Annotated in this window: 15 protein-coding genes; 9 read left to right on the top strand and 6 right to left on the bottom strand. The window is 66.4% G+C overall.

Going from position 1 to position 17803, the window contains the following annotated elements:
• Window positions 1-37: 37 nt before the first annotated feature.
• The 3 genes from kdpC to CTR55_RS18895 all read left to right on the top strand — a co-directional run bounded on the left by kdpC (window position 38) and on the right by CTR55_RS18895 (window position 4141).
• A complete protein-coding gene (gene kdpC, locus CTR55_RS18905) occupies window positions 38-586 on the top strand; it encodes a potassium-transporting ATPase subunit KdpC (protein WP_138525202.1) in 549 nt (182 codons plus the stop codon).
• A 164-nt stretch (window positions 587-750) separates the two neighbouring features.
• Window positions 751-3408, top strand: coding sequence for a sensor histidine kinase KdpD (locus CTR55_RS18900; protein WP_296288349.1), 2658 nt, complete (start codon window positions 751-753; stop codon window positions 3406-3408).
• A gap of 40 nt (window positions 3409-3448) precedes the next feature.
• Complete coding sequence (locus CTR55_RS18895; RefSeq protein WP_296288396.1) at window positions 3449-4141, top strand: response regulator; 693 nt, start codon at window positions 3449-3451, stop codon at window positions 4139-4141.
• A 720-nt stretch (window positions 4142-4861) separates the two neighbouring features.
• Here the strand turns inward: CTR55_RS18895 and CTR55_RS18890 are convergent.
• Complete coding sequence (locus CTR55_RS18890; RefSeq protein WP_296288348.1) at window positions 4862-5899, bottom strand: patatin-like phospholipase family protein; 1038 nt, start codon at window positions 5897-5899, stop codon at window positions 4862-4864.
• A 108-nt stretch (window positions 5900-6007) separates the two neighbouring features.
• On the opposite strand from CTR55_RS18890, the gene selD reads away from it, so the two are divergent.
• Together selD and mnmH are read left to right on the top strand one after the other, a co-directional pair.
• Window positions 6008-7042 carry a selenide, water dikinase SelD gene (selD, locus tag CTR55_RS18885; RefSeq protein WP_296288347.1) on the top strand — a complete coding sequence of 345 codons (1035 nt, stop codon included), beginning with the start codon at window positions 6008-6010 and terminating at the stop codon, window positions 7040-7042.
• Window positions 7042-8142, top strand: a complete 1101-nt coding sequence (gene mnmH / locus CTR55_RS18880; protein ID WP_296288346.1) for a tRNA 2-selenouridine(34) synthase MnmH — start codon at window positions 7042-7044, stop codon at window positions 8140-8142. Before selD ends, mnmH begins: the two co-directional genes overlap by 1 nt.
• 121 nt (window positions 8143-8263) lie before the next feature.
• On the opposite strand, the gene CTR55_RS18875 is transcribed toward mnmH, so the two are convergent.
• Entirely contained in the window at window positions 8264-8611 is a 348-nt protein-coding gene (locus CTR55_RS18875; protein ID WP_296288345.1) for a GFA family protein, read from the bottom strand.
• A 150-nt stretch (window positions 8612-8761) separates the two neighbouring features.
• Here CTR55_RS18875 and CTR55_RS18870 point away from each other — a divergent pair, with 150 nt between their 5' ends.
• On the top strand, window positions 8762-9040 hold the full coding sequence (locus CTR55_RS18870; protein ID WP_296288344.1) for a hypothetical protein: 279 nt from the start codon (window positions 8762-8764) through the stop codon (window positions 9038-9040).
• 75 nt (window positions 9041-9115) lie between these two features.
• Window positions 9116-9724 (top strand): flavin reductase family protein, encoded by a 609-nt coding sequence (locus CTR55_RS18865; RefSeq protein WP_296288343.1) that lies wholly within the window; start codon window positions 9116-9118, stop codon window positions 9722-9724.
• Window positions 9725-9748: 24 nt separating this feature from the next.
• Here CTR55_RS18865 and CTR55_RS18860 read toward each other — a convergent pair whose 3' ends face one another.
• Window positions 9749-10123 carry a hypothetical protein gene (locus tag CTR55_RS18860; RefSeq protein ID WP_296288342.1) on the bottom strand — a complete coding sequence of 125 codons (375 nt, stop codon included), beginning with the start codon at window positions 10121-10123 and terminating at the stop codon, window positions 9749-9751.
• Between the two features lie 273 nt (window positions 10124-10396).
• Here CTR55_RS18860 and CTR55_RS18855 point away from each other — a divergent pair, with 273 nt between their 5' ends.
• Complete coding sequence (locus CTR55_RS18855) at window positions 10397-12352, top strand: methyl-accepting chemotaxis protein (RefSeq protein WP_296288341.1); 1956 nt, start codon at window positions 10397-10399, stop codon at window positions 12350-12352.
• Here CTR55_RS18855 and CTR55_RS18850 read toward each other — a convergent pair.
• Window positions 12320-14059, bottom strand: coding sequence for a SulP family inorganic anion transporter (locus CTR55_RS18850; RefSeq protein ID WP_296288340.1), 1740 nt, complete (start codon window positions 14057-14059; stop codon window positions 12320-12322). The genes CTR55_RS18855 and CTR55_RS18850 overlap by 33 nt on opposite strands.
• A gap of 213 nt (window positions 14060-14272) precedes the next feature.
• A complete protein-coding gene (locus CTR55_RS18845; RefSeq protein WP_296288339.1) occupies window positions 14273-15277 on the bottom strand; it encodes an NADP-dependent oxidoreductase in 1005 nt (334 codons plus the stop codon).
• Window positions 15278-15514: 237 nt separating this feature from the next.
• On the opposite strand from CTR55_RS18845, the gene CTR55_RS18840 reads away from it, so the two are divergent.
• The gene (locus tag CTR55_RS18840) at window positions 15515-16276 is read left to right on the top strand and encodes an SDR family oxidoreductase (RefSeq protein ID WP_081520647.1); all 762 of its coding nucleotides are present in this window, start codon (window positions 15515-15517) and stop codon (window positions 16274-16276) included.
• 202 nt (window positions 16277-16478) lie between these two features.
• Here the strand turns inward: CTR55_RS18840 and ydcS are convergent, their stop codons facing one another.
• Entirely contained in the window at window positions 16479-17666 is a 1188-nt protein-coding gene (ydcS, locus tag CTR55_RS18835; RefSeq protein ID WP_296288338.1) for a putative ABC transporter substrate-binding protein YdcS, read from the bottom strand.
• Window positions 17667-17803: the final 137 nt, after the last annotated feature.

Here is a 17803-nt window from a genome sequence, read left to right as displayed (position 1 = left end):
ATTCCCTCGCTCCGAACCTGACAAGAGGAATACGAAAATGCTCAACCAACTCCGCCCCGCCATTGCCTCGCTGGTGCTGCTCAGCGCCGTCACCGGTGTCGCCTACCCACTGGCCGTTACCGGCATCGCCCAGGTCGCCTTCCACGACCAGGCCAATGGCAGCCTGGTCCGCGACGACCAGGGCAACGTGCGCGGCTCGGCACTGATCGCGCAGAAATTCGACGGCGCCCAGTGGTTCCACTCGCGGCCCTCGGCCGGCGATTTCGCCACCGTTTCCAGCAGCGCGAGCAACCTCGCGCCCGGTAACCCGGCGCTGGCCGAACGCATCGCCAAGGATGCCGCCGCCCAGCAGATCGGCGCCCAGCCGGTACCGCTGGCGCTGGTCACCACCTCCGGCAGCGGCCTCGACCCGCAATTGCCGCCCGCTGCCGCGCTGTACCAGGTACCACGCATCGCCCTGGAACGCGGCGTACCGGCAGCGAGCCTGGAGAAACTGGTGGAAGCGAACACCGAACGCCCGCTGATCGGCCCCGCCGTGGTCAACGTGCTGGCGCTGAACATGGCCCTGGCCAGCCTGCCTCGCTAGACTCCTGCGCCAGTACCGCACTGCCGCGGTATGGGTAAAAACGCAGGGCCGTCCATTGGCAGAGGACAGCTCCCTCTCCCTCTGGGAGAGGGCTGGGGTGAGGGGCTCTTGAACTCTCACTCCCCCCATGAAACGAGCGCCCAACGCGCTCCGAGGATAGCCCCATGACCGACCCCAACCGCGCCGACGCCCTGCTGGCCGACCTGCCCCCCACGGGCCGTGGCCGTCTCAAGGTATTCCTCGGCGCCGCGCCGGGCGTCGGCAAGACCTACGCCATGCTGCTGGCCGCCCAGAGCCAACTGCGCCAGGGTGTAAAACTGCGCGTGGGCATCGTCGAAACCCACGGCCGCGCGGAGACCGAAGCGCTGTTGGCCGGCCTGCCGCAGCAGGCGCTCAAGCGTTCCGAGTACCGGGGCATCCAACTGGTGGAAATGGACCTCGACGGCCTGCTCGCCGACCCGCCAACCCTGGCGCTGGTGGACGAACTGGCCCACAGCAATGCCCCCGGCAGCCGCCACGCCAAGCGCTGGCAGGACATCCAGGAACTGCTCTCGGCCGGCATCGACGTCTACACCACGGTCAACGTCCAGCACCTGGAAAGCCTCAACGACCAGGTGCGCGACATCACCGGCGTGCAGGTGCGCGAAACCGTGCCCGACTGGGTGCTACAGGAAGCCTACGAACTGCTGCTGATCGACCTGCCGCCGCGCGAACTGCTGGAGCGCCTGCGCGAGGGCAAGGTCTACGTGCCCGAGCAGGCCCGCGCCGCCATCGACGCCTTCTTCAGCCAGACCAACCTCACCGCGCTGCGCGAACTGGCCATGCAGACCGCCGCTGCGCGCGTGGACGACGACCTCGCCCACCGCTATCGCCAGCAAGGCGGCGATGCCCCGGCCGTGCGCGGGCGCCTGCTGGTAGGGGTGGACGGCGAACACAACGCCGAGCGCCTGGTGCGCCATGCCAGCCGCGTGGCCGAACGCCGGCATCTGCCGTGGTCGTTGGTGCATGTGGAGACTGGCGAGCCGCGCAGCGAATCGTCGCGTATGCAATTGCAGAGCGCCCAGCAACTGGCCGAGCGCCTGGGCGGTGACGTAGTCGAACTGCGCGGTGGCGAAGTGGCGCGCACCCTGGTCGAGCACGCCAAGGAACGCCGCGCCACGCTGCTGCTGGTCGGCCGCTCGCGGCAGCGCTGGTATCGCGTGCTGTTCGGCGGCGGGCTGGCGGCGCGCCTGCTGCGCCTGGGGGACGGCCTGGAAATCAGCGTACTCGACAGCGAAGCCGATCTCGCGCCGCCCAAGGTGCGCCCGCCATCCCCCTGGCCCTGGGGCAACTACCTGCTCGCCGCACTCGCCGCCGCCTGCGCCAGCGCATTGGCCTGGGGCGTGGCCAGCGTGCTGGAACTGCCGAACATCTCCCTGGTGTTCCTTGCCGCCGTGCTGTTGGTGGCGGTACGCAGCAGCCTCGGCCCGGCGCTGGCCTGCGCGGTGCTGTCGTTCCTGGCCTATGACTTCCTGTTCATCCCGCCGCATTTCTCCTTCGCCATCCAGCGCGAGGAAGACGTGCTGACGCTGCTGTTCTTCCTGCTCATGGCCGGCCTCACCGGCAACCTCGCGGCCCGTCAGCGCCGGCAGTTGCAGGCGCTTCGCGAGACGCAGGAAGAAACCAGCCAACTGCTCGATCTGTCGCGCAAACTCACCGCCGCCACCGACCGCCAGGCGGTGATGGCCGCCGCTGCGCAGCAGCTCGGCGGCTGGGAGGGACTGGACATCTGCCTGCTCGGCCGGGTCAATGGTGAGTGGAAGGCGGAGGGCGGTCTGAGTCGCGTGCTGGAAGATCAGGAGCGCGCTGCTGCCGACTGGGCCTGGCAGCACGATCAGCCCGCCGGCCTGGGCACCGGCACGCTGCCGGGTGGGCGCTGGTGGTGGTGGCCGCTGTCCGGCGAAGACGGCCCGCTGGCGCTGCTCGGCGTCAGCCCGCGCGATGCTCAGCCATTGCCTGGCTCGCGTCGCCGTCTGCTCGCGGCACTTGGCCAACCGCTGGCGCAGGCGCTGGCCCGCGCGCGTCTGGCGGAAGACCTCGAAGCCGCGCGCTTGCACGGCGAAACCGAACAACTGCGCAGCGCGCTGCTGGCGTCGGTCAGCCACGACCTGCGCACGCCGCTCACTTCCATGCGCGGTGCCATCGACAGTCTGCTGGCGCTGGGCGACGCGATCCCGCCGCCCGACCGTCGCGAACTGCTGGAGAGTACCCGCGACGAAGCCGAGCGCCTGGACCGCTACATCCAGAACCTGCTGGACATGACCCGCCTTGGTCACGGTGGGCTGAAGCTGTCGCGGGACTGGGTGTCGCCCGGCGACATCGTCGGCAGCGCGCTCAATCGCCTGCGCGCGGTGGTCGCCCCGTATCGGGTGGAAACCCACGTCGAGCCGGAACTGCCGCTGCTCTATGTGCATGCCGCGCTGATCGAACAGGCGCTGGTCAACGTGCTGGAAAACGCCGCACGCTTCTCGCCGCCGCAAGGTTGCCTGCGGGTGGCGGTGGAGCAGGGCGAGGAGGAGCTGCGCTTCCTGGTCAGTGACGAAGGGCCGGGCATTCCACCGGCGGAGCGCGAGAAGATCTTCGACATGTTCTACACCGCCGCCCGTGGTGATCGTGGCGGCCAGGGGACCGGTCTGGGACTGGCGATCTGCCAGGGCATGGTCGGCGCCCATGGCGGGCGAATCACCGTCGAGGACGGTATCGACGGGCGCGGCACCACGCTCATGCTGCACCTGCCGCTGCAGCAACAGCCGGACCTGGAGCAACTTGATGCTGCTGTCTGAAAGGCTCAAGCTGGACGCCCCCAGCCAGCCCGGACTGCCGATGAACGCCAGCGCCGCCACCATCCTGGTCGTCGATGACGAACCGCAGATCCGCAAGTTCCTTCGCATCAGCCTGAACGCCGGCGGCTACAAGGTGCTGGAAGCCGGCACCGGCGAGGAAGGTCTGGCCCAGGCCGCGCTGGGCCGCCCGGACCTGGTAGTGCTCGACCTCGGCCTGCCGGACAAGGACGGCCAGGACGTGCTTCGCGAACTTCGCGAGTGGTCACAGGTGCCGGTGCTGGTGCTCTCGGTGCGCGCCAGCGAGAGCGAGAAGGTGCTGGCGCTGGACAGCGGTGCCAACGACTACGTGACCAAGCCCTTCGGCATCCAGGAGTTCCTCGCGCGCATCCGTGTGCTGCTGCGCCAGGGGGCGAGCGGCGAGACGCAGGAGGCGGTGGTCGCGGTGGGGCCGCTGAGTGTGGATTTCTCCTATCGCCGGGTATTGCTCGATGGCGAGGAAGTCTCGCTGACCCGCAAGGAATACGCGGTGCTCTCGACCCTGGCGCGGCATGTCGGCCGCGTGGTCACCCAGCAGCAACTGCTCAAGGATATCTGGGGGCCGACTCACGCCGAAGACACCCATTACCTGCGCGTGGTGGTCGGTCACCTGCGGCAGAAGCTCGCCGATGACCCGGCGATGCCGCGTTTCATCGTCACCGAGGCGGGGGTTGGCTATCGGTTGCGCGAGGTCTGAACGCCTGGGGCCACTTCGTAGCACGTAGGGCGGATAACCCGGAACGGGTTATCCGCCCTACGAAACTGCTTCTGGGAGAGTTGGCCAGGGCGTCTCCTCCGCTCAACCCTGGCGGCGGGCCTCGTTTGGCGGGACGGTCGTGCAGGCTGACTGCATGGTGTCGCCCTATGCCGGACGGTCCCCTCTCCCTCTGGGAGAGGGCTAGGGTGAGGGCAGATCCCAGCGCAGGGGTATCAGGTAGGAGCGGACTCTGTCCGCGATGCTCTTGCCTCAGGTTGGGTGTTCATGCGCCGCTTCGGCGTGCGCGCGGACTTCGTGTTTCGCCCCTCGAGCGAGTCCCTTTTGGCAATCGCCCCAAAAGGAACCAAAAGGTCTTGCCCCGGACATCCGGTTTTTCGCTTGGGGCGAAAAATCCCCTCGTTGAAGCGCAGTTTCAGGGGCGCGAACTAGGCGTCCCCCTCGACGGGCCATCCCTGGCCCGACAGCGCTCTCGCGACATCCATGTCGCTCAACCCCTGAAACTCCGCTTCAACGAGGCCTCCTGAACGGGGCAGCCGGCGTGCGCGGATGTTTCTCTGGAAGTCTTCGCGAGCCAAAGCGTCGCGATGGCGCTCTTCGTAGGAGCGAGCTTGCTCGCGAACCGCCTGACACCGGCGTTCACCTGTAAGCGGGCCATGCTCGCCATCGCGCCCAGGGGGCGCTCCTACAAGGTGGCTCAACTCAATACGGATTCTCCGCCTCATACCGATCCAGCGTATCGCTGGCGATCTGCCGGCCGAGGGCGATGAGTTCGGGGGCCTTGTAGAACTCGAAGAAGCGGCAAACGCGCTTGGGCACGTTGATCAGGATGTCCGGCGGGTAGCCGGCGATCTTGTACTGCGCCAGCGACGTCTGCATCACCTCGAAGCTCTGATTGACCAACTCCAGCAGCGAGGCGGGGCTGCTGCTGTCGATCACGTGGCTGCCGGTGGCCGAGCGCGGTGAACCCTTGGCCTGCGGGGCGGCGGCGGGTTGCTGCATCTCCGGTTCGGCCGGCTCCTCGGAGGTAGCAGGTACCGGGTGGAGCAGGGCGTCGGCGATCAGTTCCGGTGGCGGCTCGACGTCGCCACGGCGCAAGAAGCTCAACTTGTTCGACAGCCCGGAGATCACCGAATCGAAGCGACCCTTGAGGGCCGGCGGCCGTTCGATCACCGGCAGCGAGTACTGGCGCTGGTTGGTGGCGTTGAGGTTGACCGCGACGATCAGGTCGGCATGGGTCGAGACCACCGGGACAATCGGCAGCGGGTTGAGCAGACCGCCGTCCACCAGCATGCGGGTGCCCTGCATGACCGGGGTGAACAAGCTGGGGATCGCCGCCGAGGCGCGCATGGCCTGGTGCAGGCAGCCTTCTTGGAACCAGATTTCCTGCTGGTTGGTCAGGTCGGTGGCCACGGCGGTGTAGGGGATCGGCAGTTGTTCGATGTCGATCTCGCCGAGAATTTCGTGGATCTTGCCGAATACCCGCTCGCCGCGAATGGCCCCGAGGCGAAAGCTGACGTCGAGCAGGCGCAGCACGTCGAGGTAGTCCAGGCTTTCCACCCAGTCGCGGTACTCGCCCAGTTTGCCGGCGGCGTAGATGCCGCCGATCACCGCGCCCATCGAGCAGCCGGCGATGCACACCACTTCATAGCCGCGCCGTTCGATCTCCTCGATCACTCCGATATGCGCATAACCGCGCGCGCCGCCGGAACCGAGTACCAGCGCGATCTGTTTTGACATGGGGCAACTCCGCGTGACGAACCTTGCGACGATACGCCGGGGGAGACGGTCGAGCCAAGCCAGCCTTTGCTAGAATCGCCGTTTGATTTCCTAGCCCGGAGCCTTCAGATGAGCGAACCGATCCGCCTGACCCAGTACAGCCACGGTGCCGGCTGTGGTTGCAAGATTTCCCCCAAGGTCCTGGAGGTCATCCTCGCCGGCAGCGGTGCGCAGAATCTCGACCCGAAGCTGTGGGTCGGCAACGCCTCGCGTGACGACGCCGCTGTCTATGCTATCGACGCCGAGCGCGGGGTAGTGTCCACCACCGACTTCTTCATGCCGATCGTCGACGATCCCTTCGACTTCGGCCGAATCGCCGCCACCAACGCCATTAGCGACATCTACGCCATGGGCGGCGACCCGCTGATGGCCATCGCCATCCTCGGCTGGCCGGTGAACGTGCTGGCGCCGGAGATCGCCCGTGAAGTGATCGCCGGCGGCCGCAAGGTTTGCGACGAAGCGGGCATCCCCTTGGCGGGCGGCCACTCCATTGACGCCCCCGAGCCGATCTTCGGCCTGGCCGTTACCGGGCTCGTCGAAAAGCGCTTCATGAAGCGCAACGACACCGCCACCGTCGGCTGCAAGCTGTACCTGACCAAGCCGCTGGGCATCGGCATCCTCACCACCGCCGAGAAGAAGGCCAAGCTGCGCGCCGAGGACGTGGGCGTCGCCCGCGACTGGATGTGCACCCTGAACAAGCCCGGCGCGCGCTTCGGCAAGCTCGACTGCGTGAAGGCGATGACCGATGTCACCGGTTTCGGCCTGCTCGGCCACCTGGTGGAAATGGCCGACGGCAGCGGGCTGACTGCGCGCATCCGCTATGACGCCGTACCGCGTCTGGCCAGCGTCGAGTACTACCTGGAAGCCGGTTGCGTACCCGGCGGCACCCTGCGCAACTTCGACAGTTACGGCGAGCGCATCGCGCCGCTGCCCGAGCTCCACAAGCTGCTGCTTTGCGACCCGCAGACCAGCGGCGGCCTGCTGGTGGCGGTGGAGCCGGAGGGCGAGGCGCAATTCCTCGCTGCTGCCAAAGAGCTTGGTCTGGAACTGGCGCCGATCGGCGAGCTGGTCGGCCGACAGCGTCACGCGGTCGAGGTGGCGTAATGCGTGACAACACCCGCCACTACCGCGAGCTGTTCCTCGGCGATGTGAAAATGATGGATGTGCGCGCCCCGGTCGAATTCGACAAGGGCGCGTTCCCCCATGTGGTGAACCTGCCGCTGATGAATGACCTCGAGCGGCAGAAGGTCGGCACCAGCTACAAGCAGCACGGCCAACAGGCGGCCATCGCGTTGGGCCACGAGCTGGTTTGCGGCGAGCTCAAGGCCGAGCGCATCGAGGCCTGGGCGAACTTCGCCAAGGCCAACCCCGAGGGTTACCTGTACTGCTTCCGTGGCGGGCTGCGCTCGCAGATCACCCAGCAGTGGCTGAAGACCGAAGCGGGCATCGACTACCCGCGCGTGGTCGGCGGCTACAAGGCGATGCGCGGCTTCCTCTTCGATACCACCCGTGCCGCCGTCGATGAATGCCAGTTCGTCCTGGTGGGCGGGCTGACCGGCACTGGCAAGACCGAGGTCATCGCCCAACTGGCCAACAGCCTGGACCTCGAAGGCCACGCCAACCATCGTGGCTCCGCCTTCGGCCGCCGCGCCACGCCGCAGCCGGCGCAGATCGATTTCGAGAACCGCCTGGCCATCGACATCCTGAAAAAGCGCCACGCCGGCCTGGAGCAGTTCGTGCTGGAGGACGAGGGGCGTATCGTCGGCAGCTGCTCGGTGCCGCTGGAGTTGTACCAGGGTATGCAGCACTACCCACTGGTGTGGCTGGAAGACAGCTTCGAGCAGCGCGTGGAACGCATTCTCAAGGACTACGTGGTGGACCTGTGCGCCGACCATGTGCAGGTGGTGGGCGAGGAGGGTGGCTTCGACGCCTTTGCGGCCTACCTGCGCAAGGCCTTGTCCGGCATCGTCAAGCGCCTGGGTGGCGAGCGTTACCAGCGCCTGTCGGCGATCATGGATGCAGCACTGGAGGAGCAGAAGCGCAGTGGCGCGGTCGACCTGCACCGGGGTTGGATCGAGGGTTTGCTGAGCGAGTACTACGACCCCATGTATGCCTTCCAGCGCGAGAGCAAGGGCGAGCGCGTGGAGTTCCGCGGGACGCAGGATGAGGTGGTGGAGTACCTGCGCTTTCGCGCGGAGCGTTGATTGAGTCCGCGGCGGCGGCTGGCCAATCGCGGACGGAGTCCGCTCCTACCCAAGGTCATGCAGATGCGTAGGAGCGGACTCCGTCCGCGATGTCTCCAAGCCGGCAGCGAATCAAGCCATCTCACACGCTCTTGCCGTCGTACTCCTTCACCGTCAGCCCCGTCAGCTCCACCCCCGGCAAACAGCGCACATTGATCGCCGCCATCGGCGTGCCGTCCGGGGCCGAGGCGAAGGCCAGGGGTGCGCACCCGCAGGTGGGGCAGAAACGGTGCTCGATGCGATGGGTGTTGAACGTATAGGTGCTCATCGCACTCTCAGGAGTCGTCAGCTTCAGCTTGCCGCGCGGCACGAACCACAGCAGCGAGCCCTTGCGCCGGCAGATCGAGCAGTTGCATGACACGACTTCACCGACATCCCCTTCCACTTCGAACGCGATCTGCCCGCAATGGCAGCTGCCCTGGTGCACCATGATCTTTCTCCTGTCGGGATACCCCGTGGGCAAACAGTGTAGTAGTCGCTTGAACGCCATCCGTCCGGTGGCATACTGCGGCGCCGTCCGGCAGGCCGCTGTGCCGCGATCTAAGCTGGATTCACCTCGAACATCTGCAGGAGTTTCGTCATGCCGCGCATTCCCCTGATCCTCGCTCTGCTGCTGGCTGTCGCCGGCTGCTCGGGCAAGACCGTCAACCGCGACAGCTGCGCCTCGCAACTCGACGCCGCCTGGCACGAGCTGGACCTGGCCAAGGCCGAAGGCTTTGCCGGCACCGTCAGCTACTCCAAGGCCCTTGGCCTGCTGACCGCCGCCAAGACCCAGCAGCAGGTCGAGGCGTATACCGGTTGCTCCGACAAGGCCAGCCGCGCGCGCTTCTACATCCAGGAATCCCGCGCCGGCCGCTGAGCCGTGTGTCGCCGGGCCGCCTGAAGCGGCCCGCGCCTTCCCACCGCATCGCTCACGCTTTATCTGGAAATGCCCATGCAACTCGACTTCACCCAACTGACCAAGTCCGAGGCCTACCGCTGGCTGGCCTCCACCGTCACGCCGCGGCCCATTGCCTGGGTCTCCACGCTGTCTGCGGAGGGTCAAAGCAACCTCGCGCCGTTCAGCTTCTTCCAGGTCATCAGCGATTCACCGCCGACCCTGCTGGTCAACACCAGCGTGCGTGAGGACGGCAGCGTCAAGGACACCCTGCGCAACGTGCGCGAGACCGGCGAGCTGGTGATCCACCTGGTCAGCGCCACCCAGGCCGAGCACATGAACGCCACCGCCGCCTGGCTGCCCCACGGCGCCAGCGAGATCGAGCACGCCGGCATCGCTACCGTGCCCAGCGACCGTGTGGCGCCGCCCCGCGTGGTTGGCGCACCGGTGGCCTTCGAGTGCCAGCTCGCGGAAATCATGCCGTACCCGGCAGAGAATCCTTCCAGCATGCTGATCTTCGCCCGCGTGCTGCTGGCGCACATCGACGAGTCGGTGATGCAGGACGAGCGCCACATCGACCCGGCGAAGCTGGACCTGGTGGGTCGCCTGGGCGGTACCCAGTACAGCTATACCCGCGATACCTTCAGCATGATTCGCCCGAAGTAAGGCGCCGCGCCTGGCGCTGCGGCGTCAGGCAAATTCCAGTTCCAGGCCGAGCTGCCAGTGGGTGCCGGTCATGCGCGCCACGTCCAGTCGTTCGCCGAGGGCGAAGAGTTCCGACAGCAATTGATCGCGGCGGGTGAGTTCCTGCGTGCTGCCGTGAATCAGGCTGATGATGCCGTGCACCAGCCGCCAGCCGGTCTGGGCGTCGAACCAACAGTCCAGCCACTCACCCTTGACCTCGTCGCAGGCCAGCGGGCAAACGAAACGACGGATCGGCAGGAGCCCGCGAGCCAGCAGCAACGGATCGAGGCGGCGCTGCTCGCGATACAACTCCGGCAGCAGGAGTTCATGGGCGAACCCGGCGAGCGGGCGTTGCAGGACCAGTTGGTAGTAGGCGTTCATCCGAGCACCTTGGATGGAAAGTCAGGTGTCGGAATCTGACCGGTCAGGCCGATAGTGCGCTGTCGGCGATTTCCCTTTCCGGGGCAGGAAACTCCTGTTCAGTGTTCTGGATACGACCTCTGCGTATCTCTCTGCAGCATCACCGTGCCATCACCGCCGCGCCCTCTATCCAGTGGGTGGCGGCGCTCCTAATGTTCCGCGCAAAAGCAACGATAACGATCAGGAGACCTTCAAGGATTTCCTGCAACGCCTTTGCGGATGGGGAGAGATGCCATGGTTGCCTTCGTGCAGCGTCGTCTGGCCGATATGGGCACGGCCCGCAAACTGGCCATCGGTTTCGGCCTGGTGCTGCTGCTCACCGTTCTGGTGGCGGTGATCGGCGTTACCTCGCTACGGGTGATTGCCCAGCGCTTCGATCTGCTCGGCGACATGTCGACCATCAACCGCGAACTGCTGGAGATGCGCCAGAGCGAGAAGGACTTCGTCATCGACGCCAGCGACGCCTCCGCCAAGCGCCTGCGCGATCATGCCGGCAACCTCGGTGAGGCGGTAGCGCGGCTCAAGGTGCAGCCGGACCAGGCCGCTGCCATGGCCCAGGTGGAGCAGGGCATCGCCGACTACCTGGCGGCGTTCGCCAGCTTCGAGAAGTCCAGCAAGAGCCGGCGCCTGTCGCTGGACGCCGCCACCTGGTCGGTGAGCGGCGCGTCCAACAGCCTGGACATCCTGCAGTCCAGCCTGGCCGATGACGGCGCGTACGAACTCAAGGATTCCCAGGGCCAGAAGGGCGAGGAACTGCTGCAGCAGGCCGCCCAGGTCAGCCAGCTCTACCGTCTGGTGCTGCAGGGCCTGAACGAGGCCCGCTCGCGCATGGACGCAGGCGGTGAAGAAAAGGCCGAGGGCGGCCGTATCAAGTCGGCCGCCGAGGCGCTGGAGTTGTCCGCCAAGCTTCAGGAAGCCATCACCGATCCAACCTACGTCTCGGTGCTCAAGGATGTCATCACCAACATCAACGCCTTCGTCGAGAAGCTCGACGAGTACACCGCCAGCCTGGAGCAGGAAAAACAGGTCCACGCACAGATGAACGACCGCGCGGCGCTGGTCATGCAGCAGGTCGACGATGCCTATGCTGCCCAGCGCGTGGCCATGCAGAGCCAGCTGCGCACCAACACTCTGCTGATCGTCGCTTCGGCGGCGCTGGCGCTGCTGGTGGGCGCGCTGGCTTCGCTGCTGATCACCTGGATGATCGTGCGGCCGCTGCGCCAGGTGATCGGCATCGCCCGCCGCATCGCCGAGGGCGACCTGAGCGTCAGCATCGACGTACAGCGCAAGGATGAAGTGGGGCAACTGATGGGTGCGGTGGGGAGCATGGCCGACAGCCTGCGCGGCATCGTCAGCCGGCTCAGCGATGGTGTGGGGCAGATCAGCGCTTCAGCGCAGGCACTGTCCACCGTCACCGAGCGCACCCAGCTCGGGGTGAACAGCCAGAAGGCCGAGACCGACCAGGTGGCCACGGCAATGAACCAGATGGCTGCCACCGTGCATGACGTCGCGCGCAATGCCGAGGAAGCTGCCAGCTCCGCCGAGCAGGCCGACGGCAAGGTCGCCAGTGGTCAGGATGTGGTGCGCCAGACGCTCGGCCGCATCGAGCAACTGGCCGATGCCGTGCGCGCAGCCACCCAGAGCATCGAACAGCTCGGCCGCGAGAGCCAGAGCATCGGCAGCGTGCTGGTGGTGATCAAGAACGTCGCCGAACAGACCAACCTGTTGGCACTCAATGCGGCCATCGAGGCGGCGCGGGCGGGAGAGCAGGGCCGGGGCTTTGCGGTGGTGGCGGACGAGGTGCGGGCGCTGGCGCGGCGGACTCAGCAGTCCACCGCCGAAATCGAGACGCTGATCGCTGCCCTGCAGAACGGCGCGAATACGTCGGTGCAGCGCATGCAGCGCAGTCACGCGCTGGTGGAGATGACCGTGGGCGATGCGGTGCAGACCGAGGCCGCGCTGGGCACCATCGCTTCGGCGGTCGCGGTGATCCACCAGATGAACCAACAGATCGCTGCGGCTTCCGAACAGCAGAGCGCGGTGGCCGAGGAGATCAGCCGCAGTGTCAGCAGCATCCGAGGCATCGCCGACGAATCGGCGCAGGCCATGGAGTCCACCGCGTCCTCCAGCGTCGAGCTGGCGCAGCTCAGCCGGGAATTACAGGGCCTGGTCGGGCAGTTCCGCCTGTGATTCGGCGGCCTTCGCCTCCTGCTCGCGCTTGCGTTGCTGGTGCCAGCGCCGGTAGGCGTTGACCCCCGCGCGCACCGAGCTGAACACCAGCGGCGGCTTCACCTCGCCCAGCGCGCCGGAGCGCTTGAGCATCGCCATCGCCTCGCCGGTCACCCGCGCCAGGGACAGGTGTACGCCCTGGGCGTCGAGGGTCTGCTGCACTTCGCGCAGCGTGGTCAGGCCGCTGATGTCGAGGTTGAGAATGCCCTCGGCATTGAGCAGCACCGCGCGCGCGTTTGGCGCCTCGGCTACCACTTCGAGGATGCGTTGTTTGAAGTAGTCGGCGTTGAAGAACAGGATCGGCGCGTCGAAGCGATAGATCACCAGCCCCGGCAGGGTACGTGCATTGGGATACTGCTCGATCTCCACCTGCCCATCGATGCCGTGCACCCAGCCCATCACCGCATCATGGGGGCGATAGGTGAGGTAGAGCAGGCGCAACAGGGCGAGCATGATGGCGACGAAAATCCCCGGCAGCACGCCGACACTGAGCACGCCAGCGGTGGTCAGCACGCACAGGCCGAACTCGAACCGGCTCAGCGCCCAGAAACCGCGCAGTGCGCGGAAGTCGATCAACCCCCAGCCGGCCATCAGCAACACCGCGCCCAGCGCCGGCATCGGCACCCAGCCCAGCGGCTTGCTGAACAGCAGCAGCACCAGGCCGATCACCAGCGCGGCGACCACGCCGACCAGTTGGCTCTTGCCGCCGACCATGTCGTTCACCGCCGTGCGCGAGTCGGCGCCGCTGATGACGAAACCCTGGGAAATCCCTGCGCCGATGTTGGCCATGCCCAGCGCCATGAACTCGTGGTTGGCATCGACGGCATAACCGTGGCGGGCGGCGAAGCTGCGCGCAGTGAGCATGGCGCTACAGAAACTGACGATGGTGATGCCCATGGCATCGCGGAACAGACTGCCCAGTTCCTCGTAACTGGTCTTCGGCCAGCTCAGTTGCGGCAGGCCCTGCGGTACTTCGCCGAGCAGCTTGATGCCGTACTGGTCGAGGCCGAACACGGCGGCGATCACCGAGGCAAACAGCACGCCCACCAGCGCGCCGGGAATCTTCGGGTAACGGCGTGGCAGCAGGATCATCAGCGCCAGCGTGCCGATGCCCAGCGCCAGGGTCGGCAGGTGCGTATCGGCGAGGTTGCGCACCAGGGCGATCAGGCCGCGGACGAAGCCGCTGGTTTCGCTGTGGTAACCGAGGATCTTGCCCAACTGGCCGGCGATCAGGCTCAGGCCGATGCCGTTGAGGTAGCCCACCAGTGTTGGCCGCGAGAGGAAGCTGGCGACGAAGCCGGCGCGGGCGAAACCGGCGGCGATGGACAGGGCGCCGACCAGTACGGCGACGAGCATCGACAATTGCAGCAGCCGCTCCGGGTTACCCGCCGCCAGCGGTGTGATGGCCGCCGCGACCATGGCCGCGGTGGCAGCGTCCGGCCCGACCATCAACTGCCGCGAGCTGCCGACGATGGCGTAGATCAGCATCGGCAGGATGCACGCGTAAAGCCCGACCTGGGGCGGGAAGCCGATGATCTGCGAGTAGGCGATGGCAGTGGGAATTTGCACCGCAGCCACCGACAGGCCGGCCTGCACGTCGCGTGGCAGCCAGTCGAAACGGTAGTGCAGCAGGCTGTCCAGACCGGGCAGCCAACGGGCGAGGGACATCGGGGGGATCTTCCTTGGAATCGACCAAGGGAAATCCTAGCTGGAAAGGCGGTTCAGAGCTTGTCGGAAATCATCGAGATAGAGCGCGGAAAGCGTGCAGGATGCGAAGTCTTGTCTGTAGGAGCGAGCTTGCTCGCGAACCGCCCAGCACCGCAATCGCCGGACAGAGCGTTCGCGAGCAAGCTCGCTCCTACATCAGAGCTGCCTGGGCCGTCAGACCTTGAGTACCAACTTGCCGAAGTTCTCGCCGCTGAACAGCTTGGCCAGGGTCTCGGGGAAGGTTTCCAGGCCTTCGACGATGTCCTCCTTGGACTTCAGCTTGCCTTCGGCGATCCAGGTCGCCATGTCCTTGAAGCCTTCCTGGAAGCGGTGGGCGTAGTCCATTACCACCATGCCTTCCATGCGCGCGCGGTTGACCAGCAGCGACAGATAGTTGGCCGGGCCGCGCACGGCTTCCTTGTTGTTGTACTGGCTGATCGCGCCGCAGATCACCACCCGCGCCTTGGGTGCCAGGCGGGCCAGCACGGCGTCGAGGATGTCGCCGCCGACGTTGTCGAAGAACACGTTCACGCCCTTGGGGCACTCGCGCTTGAGGCCGGCATGGAGGTCCTCGGCCTTGTAGTCGATGGCGCCATCGAAGCCCAGCTCGTCCACCAGGTAGCGGCACTTGTCGGCGCCACCAGCGATGCCGACCACGCGGCAGCCTTTGATCTTCGCGATCTGCCCGACCACGCTGCCCACCGCGCCAGCGGCGCCGGAGACGACCACGGTGTCACCGGCTTGCGGCAGGCCGACATCGAGGAAGCCGAAGTAGGCGGTCATGCCGGTCATGCCCAGCGCCGAGAGGTACAGCGGCAACGGCGCGCGCTGGCTGTCGACCTTGTAGAAGCCCTTGGGCTCGCCGAGGAAGTAGTCCTGTACGCCGAGGGCGCCGTTCACTTCGTCGCCGACTTTGAAATCCGGGTGTTGCGAGGCGATCACCTTGCCCACGCCGAGGGCGCGCATCACGTCGCCGATGGCCACGGGGGCGATGTAGGACTTGGCGTCGTTCATCCAGCCGCGCATGGCCGGGTCCAGCGAGAGGTACTGGTTCTGCACCAGGATCTGGCCGGGGCCAGGCTCGCCGACCGGGGTTTCCACGTAGGCGAAGGTGTCGCGGGTGGCGGCGCCGACCGGGCGCTGGGCGAGCTGGAACTGACGGTTGATCTGGGCGGGCATGGCAGTGGACTCAGTCAGGGGGAAAGCCTAGGTGATAGTCCGCGCGCGGCGTTGGGGCAAGTTCCGTCCGCCGGGGGAATGTCCGTCCATCGGTTCCAGTGATCCGGATTTGGCGGAATCATCATTGGTGTGGATGCAGCGATGTCGCCCCGCCTGATAGTGCTTCGCGCCCGCAACGTGCTGGCTAGACTGCGACGGTTATCCCCATTCGCTTCGCAACGCTTTCGAGGAATGCTCATGAGTCAGCTGCTTTCCGGCCAGGTCGCCCTGGTCACCGGCGCCGCCAACGGCATCGGCCGCGCCACCGCCCAGGCCTTCGCCCAGCAGGGCGTGAAGGTCGTGGTTTCCGACGTCGACGCCAAGGGCGGCGAAGGCACCGTCGAGCTGATCCGCGCGGCGGGTGGCGAGGCGACCTTCATCCGTTGCGACGTGACCCGCGACGCCGAGGTCAAGGCGCTGGTGGAAGGCACCGTGGCCGCCTACGGCCGCCTGGACTATGCCTTCAACAACGCCGGCATCGAGATCGAGAAGGGCAAGCTGGCCGACGGCGAGGAGAGCGAGTTCGACGCCATCATGGGCGTCAACGTGAAGGGCGTCTGGCTGTGCATGAAGCACCAGATTCCGGTGATGCTGGAGCAGGGCGGCGGCGCCATCGTCAACACCGCCTCGGTCGCCGGCCTGGGCGCCGCGCCGAAGATGAGCATCTACGCCGCCTCCAAGCACGCGGTGATCGGCCTGACCAAGTCCGCCGCCATCGAGTACGCGAAGAAGAAAATCCGCGTCAACGCGGTGTGCCCGGCGGTGATCGACACCGACATGTTCCGCCGCGCCTACGAGGCGGACCCGAAGAAGGCCGAGTTCGCCGCCGCCATGCACCCGGTGGGTCGCGTCGGCCGCGTCGAGGAAATTGCTTCCGCCGTGCTCTACCTGTGCAGCGACCACGCCGGCTTCACCACCGGCATCGCGCTGCCGGTGGATGGTGGGGCGACGGCGATCTGATTGTCTCAGGGGCGCCTGCGCTGGGGGCCCTCTCCCCAACCCTGGCTGCGCGCCCTGCGCCGATGGGGGGGAGGTAAATTCAGCGCCATCCATGGCGCACATGAGGCCGCAAGCTTGTTCGCGAATGGATTTCCCGGCCACTTTGGCGCTGGGCGGTTCGTCAGCAGGTTTGCTTGCAGTTGGCGATTGGCGCGGAGCGTGGTCATCGCCCGCCCATGATTGCAATGTAGTCCTGCGTCCACCGGCTGTAAGGCACGCACTGGCCCTGGTCACACTTGGCCTGGGGGGTCTTCCAGAAGGCGATGCGGTCGAACTGGTCGTAGCCGTTGGTGGCGCAACCCTGGGCGCCGAGCAGTTGGCTGCCGGTGCAACCATCGGGTGCGGCGGGCACCGAGCCGAACCAGGCGGCGACGTCGCCCTGCACCTTGGGTTCCAGGGACCAGTTCAGCCACTTGTAGGCGCATACCGGGTGCTTGGCGTCGACGTGCAGCATGGTGGTGTCGGCCCAACCGGTAACGCCTTCGGTGGGAATGGTCGAGGCGATCGGCTGCTTCTCGCCCTGCAGCGCGTTGACCTGGTAAGGCCAGGAGCCGGAAGCGGCGACGCCCTCGTTCTTGAAGTCACTCATCTGCACCGTCGCATCGTGCCAGTAGCGGTGGATCAGCTTCTGTTGTTCGCGCAGCAGCTTGAGGGCGGCGGCGTATTGTTCCTCGTTGAGCTCATACGGGTCCTGGATGCCCAGCGAGGGCTGAGTGGTCTTCAGATAGAGCGCCGCGTCGGCGATGTAGATCGGGCCGTCGTAGGCCTGCACGCGGCCCTTGTTGCTCTTGCCGTCGGGCAGCTTCTGCTCGCTGAACACCACGCTCCAGCTCTCCGGCGCCTTGGGGAAGACCTTGGTGTTGTACATCAGCACGTTCGGCCCCCACTGGTAGGGGGTGCCGTAGTGTTTGCCGTCCACGGTGTGCCAGGGCGCGTTCTGCAGGCGCTTGTCGACGTTCTTCCAGTTGGGCACCAGGGAGATGTTGATCGGCTGCACACGCTTGCCGTAGATCAGCCGCAACGAGGCGTCGCCCGAGGCGGTCACCAGGTCGTAGCCACCCTTGGCCATCAGGCTGACCATCTCGTCGGAGGTGGCGGCGGTCTTCACGTTGACCTTGCAGCCGCTGTCCTTCTCGAACTGACTGACCCAGTCGTAGTTCTTGTCGCTCTCGCCACGTTCGATGTAGCCGGGCCAGGCAATGATGTCGAGCGCGCCTTCGGGCTGGCCGAGCTGTTTGAGTTCTTCAGCCGCCTGCAACGAGGCGCTGGACAGCAGGCTGACGCCGGCGAAGGCCAGGGCCGCGGCTTTCACTGAAAGCAATGGCGCTGAAGACAATTTCACTGAGGACATGAATCGACTCCTGTTGTTTTGATTCTGGGAGCCGTGCGGCCGAACTGCGCCGAACGTCGGCACCTACGTTGATGGCAATGTGCTCACAGCGGGAGGGCACGCTCTAGCAGCGTAGTTCTGAGGTCTGGGGCTGACAA

It is taken from the genome of Pseudomonas sp., assembly GCF_002796985.1.
Lineage (GTDB): Bacteria > Pseudomonadota > Gammaproteobacteria > Pseudomonadales > Pseudomonadaceae > Pseudomonas.
The sequence above is the reverse complement of the archived record's forward strand: the minus strand, read 5'-3'. Positions and strand labels throughout refer to the sequence as shown.

Coding starts and splice junctions, on each gene's coding strand:
- kdpC (WP_138525202.1), top strand. CDS start 38: ATGCTCAACCAACTCCGCCCCGCCATTGCCTCGCTGGTGCTGCTCAGC.
- CTR55_RS18900 (WP_296288349.1), top strand. CDS start 751: ATGACCGACCCCAACCGCGCCGACGCCCTGCTGGCCGACCTGCCCCCC.
- CTR55_RS18895 (WP_296288396.1), top strand. CDS start 3,449: ATGAACGCCAGCGCCGCCACCATCCTGGTCGTCGATGACGAACCGCAG.
- CTR55_RS18890 (WP_296288348.1), bottom strand. CDS start 5,899: ATGTCAAAACAGATCGCGCTGGTACTCGGTTCCGGCGGCGCGCGCGGT.
- selD (WP_296288347.1), top strand. CDS start 6,008: ATGAGCGAACCGATCCGCCTGACCCAGTACAGCCACGGTGCCGGCTGT.
- mnmH (WP_296288346.1), top strand. CDS start 7,042: ATGCGTGACAACACCCGCCACTACCGCGAGCTGTTCCTCGGCGATGTG.
- CTR55_RS18875 (WP_296288345.1), bottom strand. CDS start 8,611: ATGGTGCACCAGGGCAGCTGCCATTGCGGGCAGATCGCGTTCGAAGTG.
- CTR55_RS18870 (WP_296288344.1), top strand. CDS start 8,762: ATGCCGCGCATTCCCCTGATCCTCGCTCTGCTGCTGGCTGTCGCCGGC.
- CTR55_RS18865 (WP_296288343.1), top strand. CDS start 9,116: ATGCAACTCGACTTCACCCAACTGACCAAGTCCGAGGCCTACCGCTGG.
- CTR55_RS18860 (WP_296288342.1), bottom strand. CDS start 10,123: ATGAACGCCTACTACCAACTGGTCCTGCAACGCCCGCTCGCCGGGTTC.
- CTR55_RS18855 (WP_296288341.1), top strand. CDS start 10,397: ATGGTTGCCTTCGTGCAGCGTCGTCTGGCCGATATGGGCACGGCCCGC.
- CTR55_RS18850 (WP_296288340.1), bottom strand. CDS start 14,059: ATGTCCCTCGCCCGTTGGCTGCCCGGTCTGGACAGCCTGCTGCACTAC.
- CTR55_RS18845 (WP_296288339.1), bottom strand. CDS start 15,277: ATGCCCGCCCAGATCAACCGTCAGTTCCAGCTCGCCCAGCGCCCGGTC.
- CTR55_RS18840 (WP_081520647.1), top strand. CDS start 15,515: ATGAGTCAGCTGCTTTCCGGCCAGGTCGCCCTGGTCACCGGCGCCGCC.
- ydcS (WP_296288338.1), bottom strand. CDS start 17,666: ATGTCCTCAGTGAAATTGTCTTCAGCGCCATTGCTTTCAGTGAAAGCC.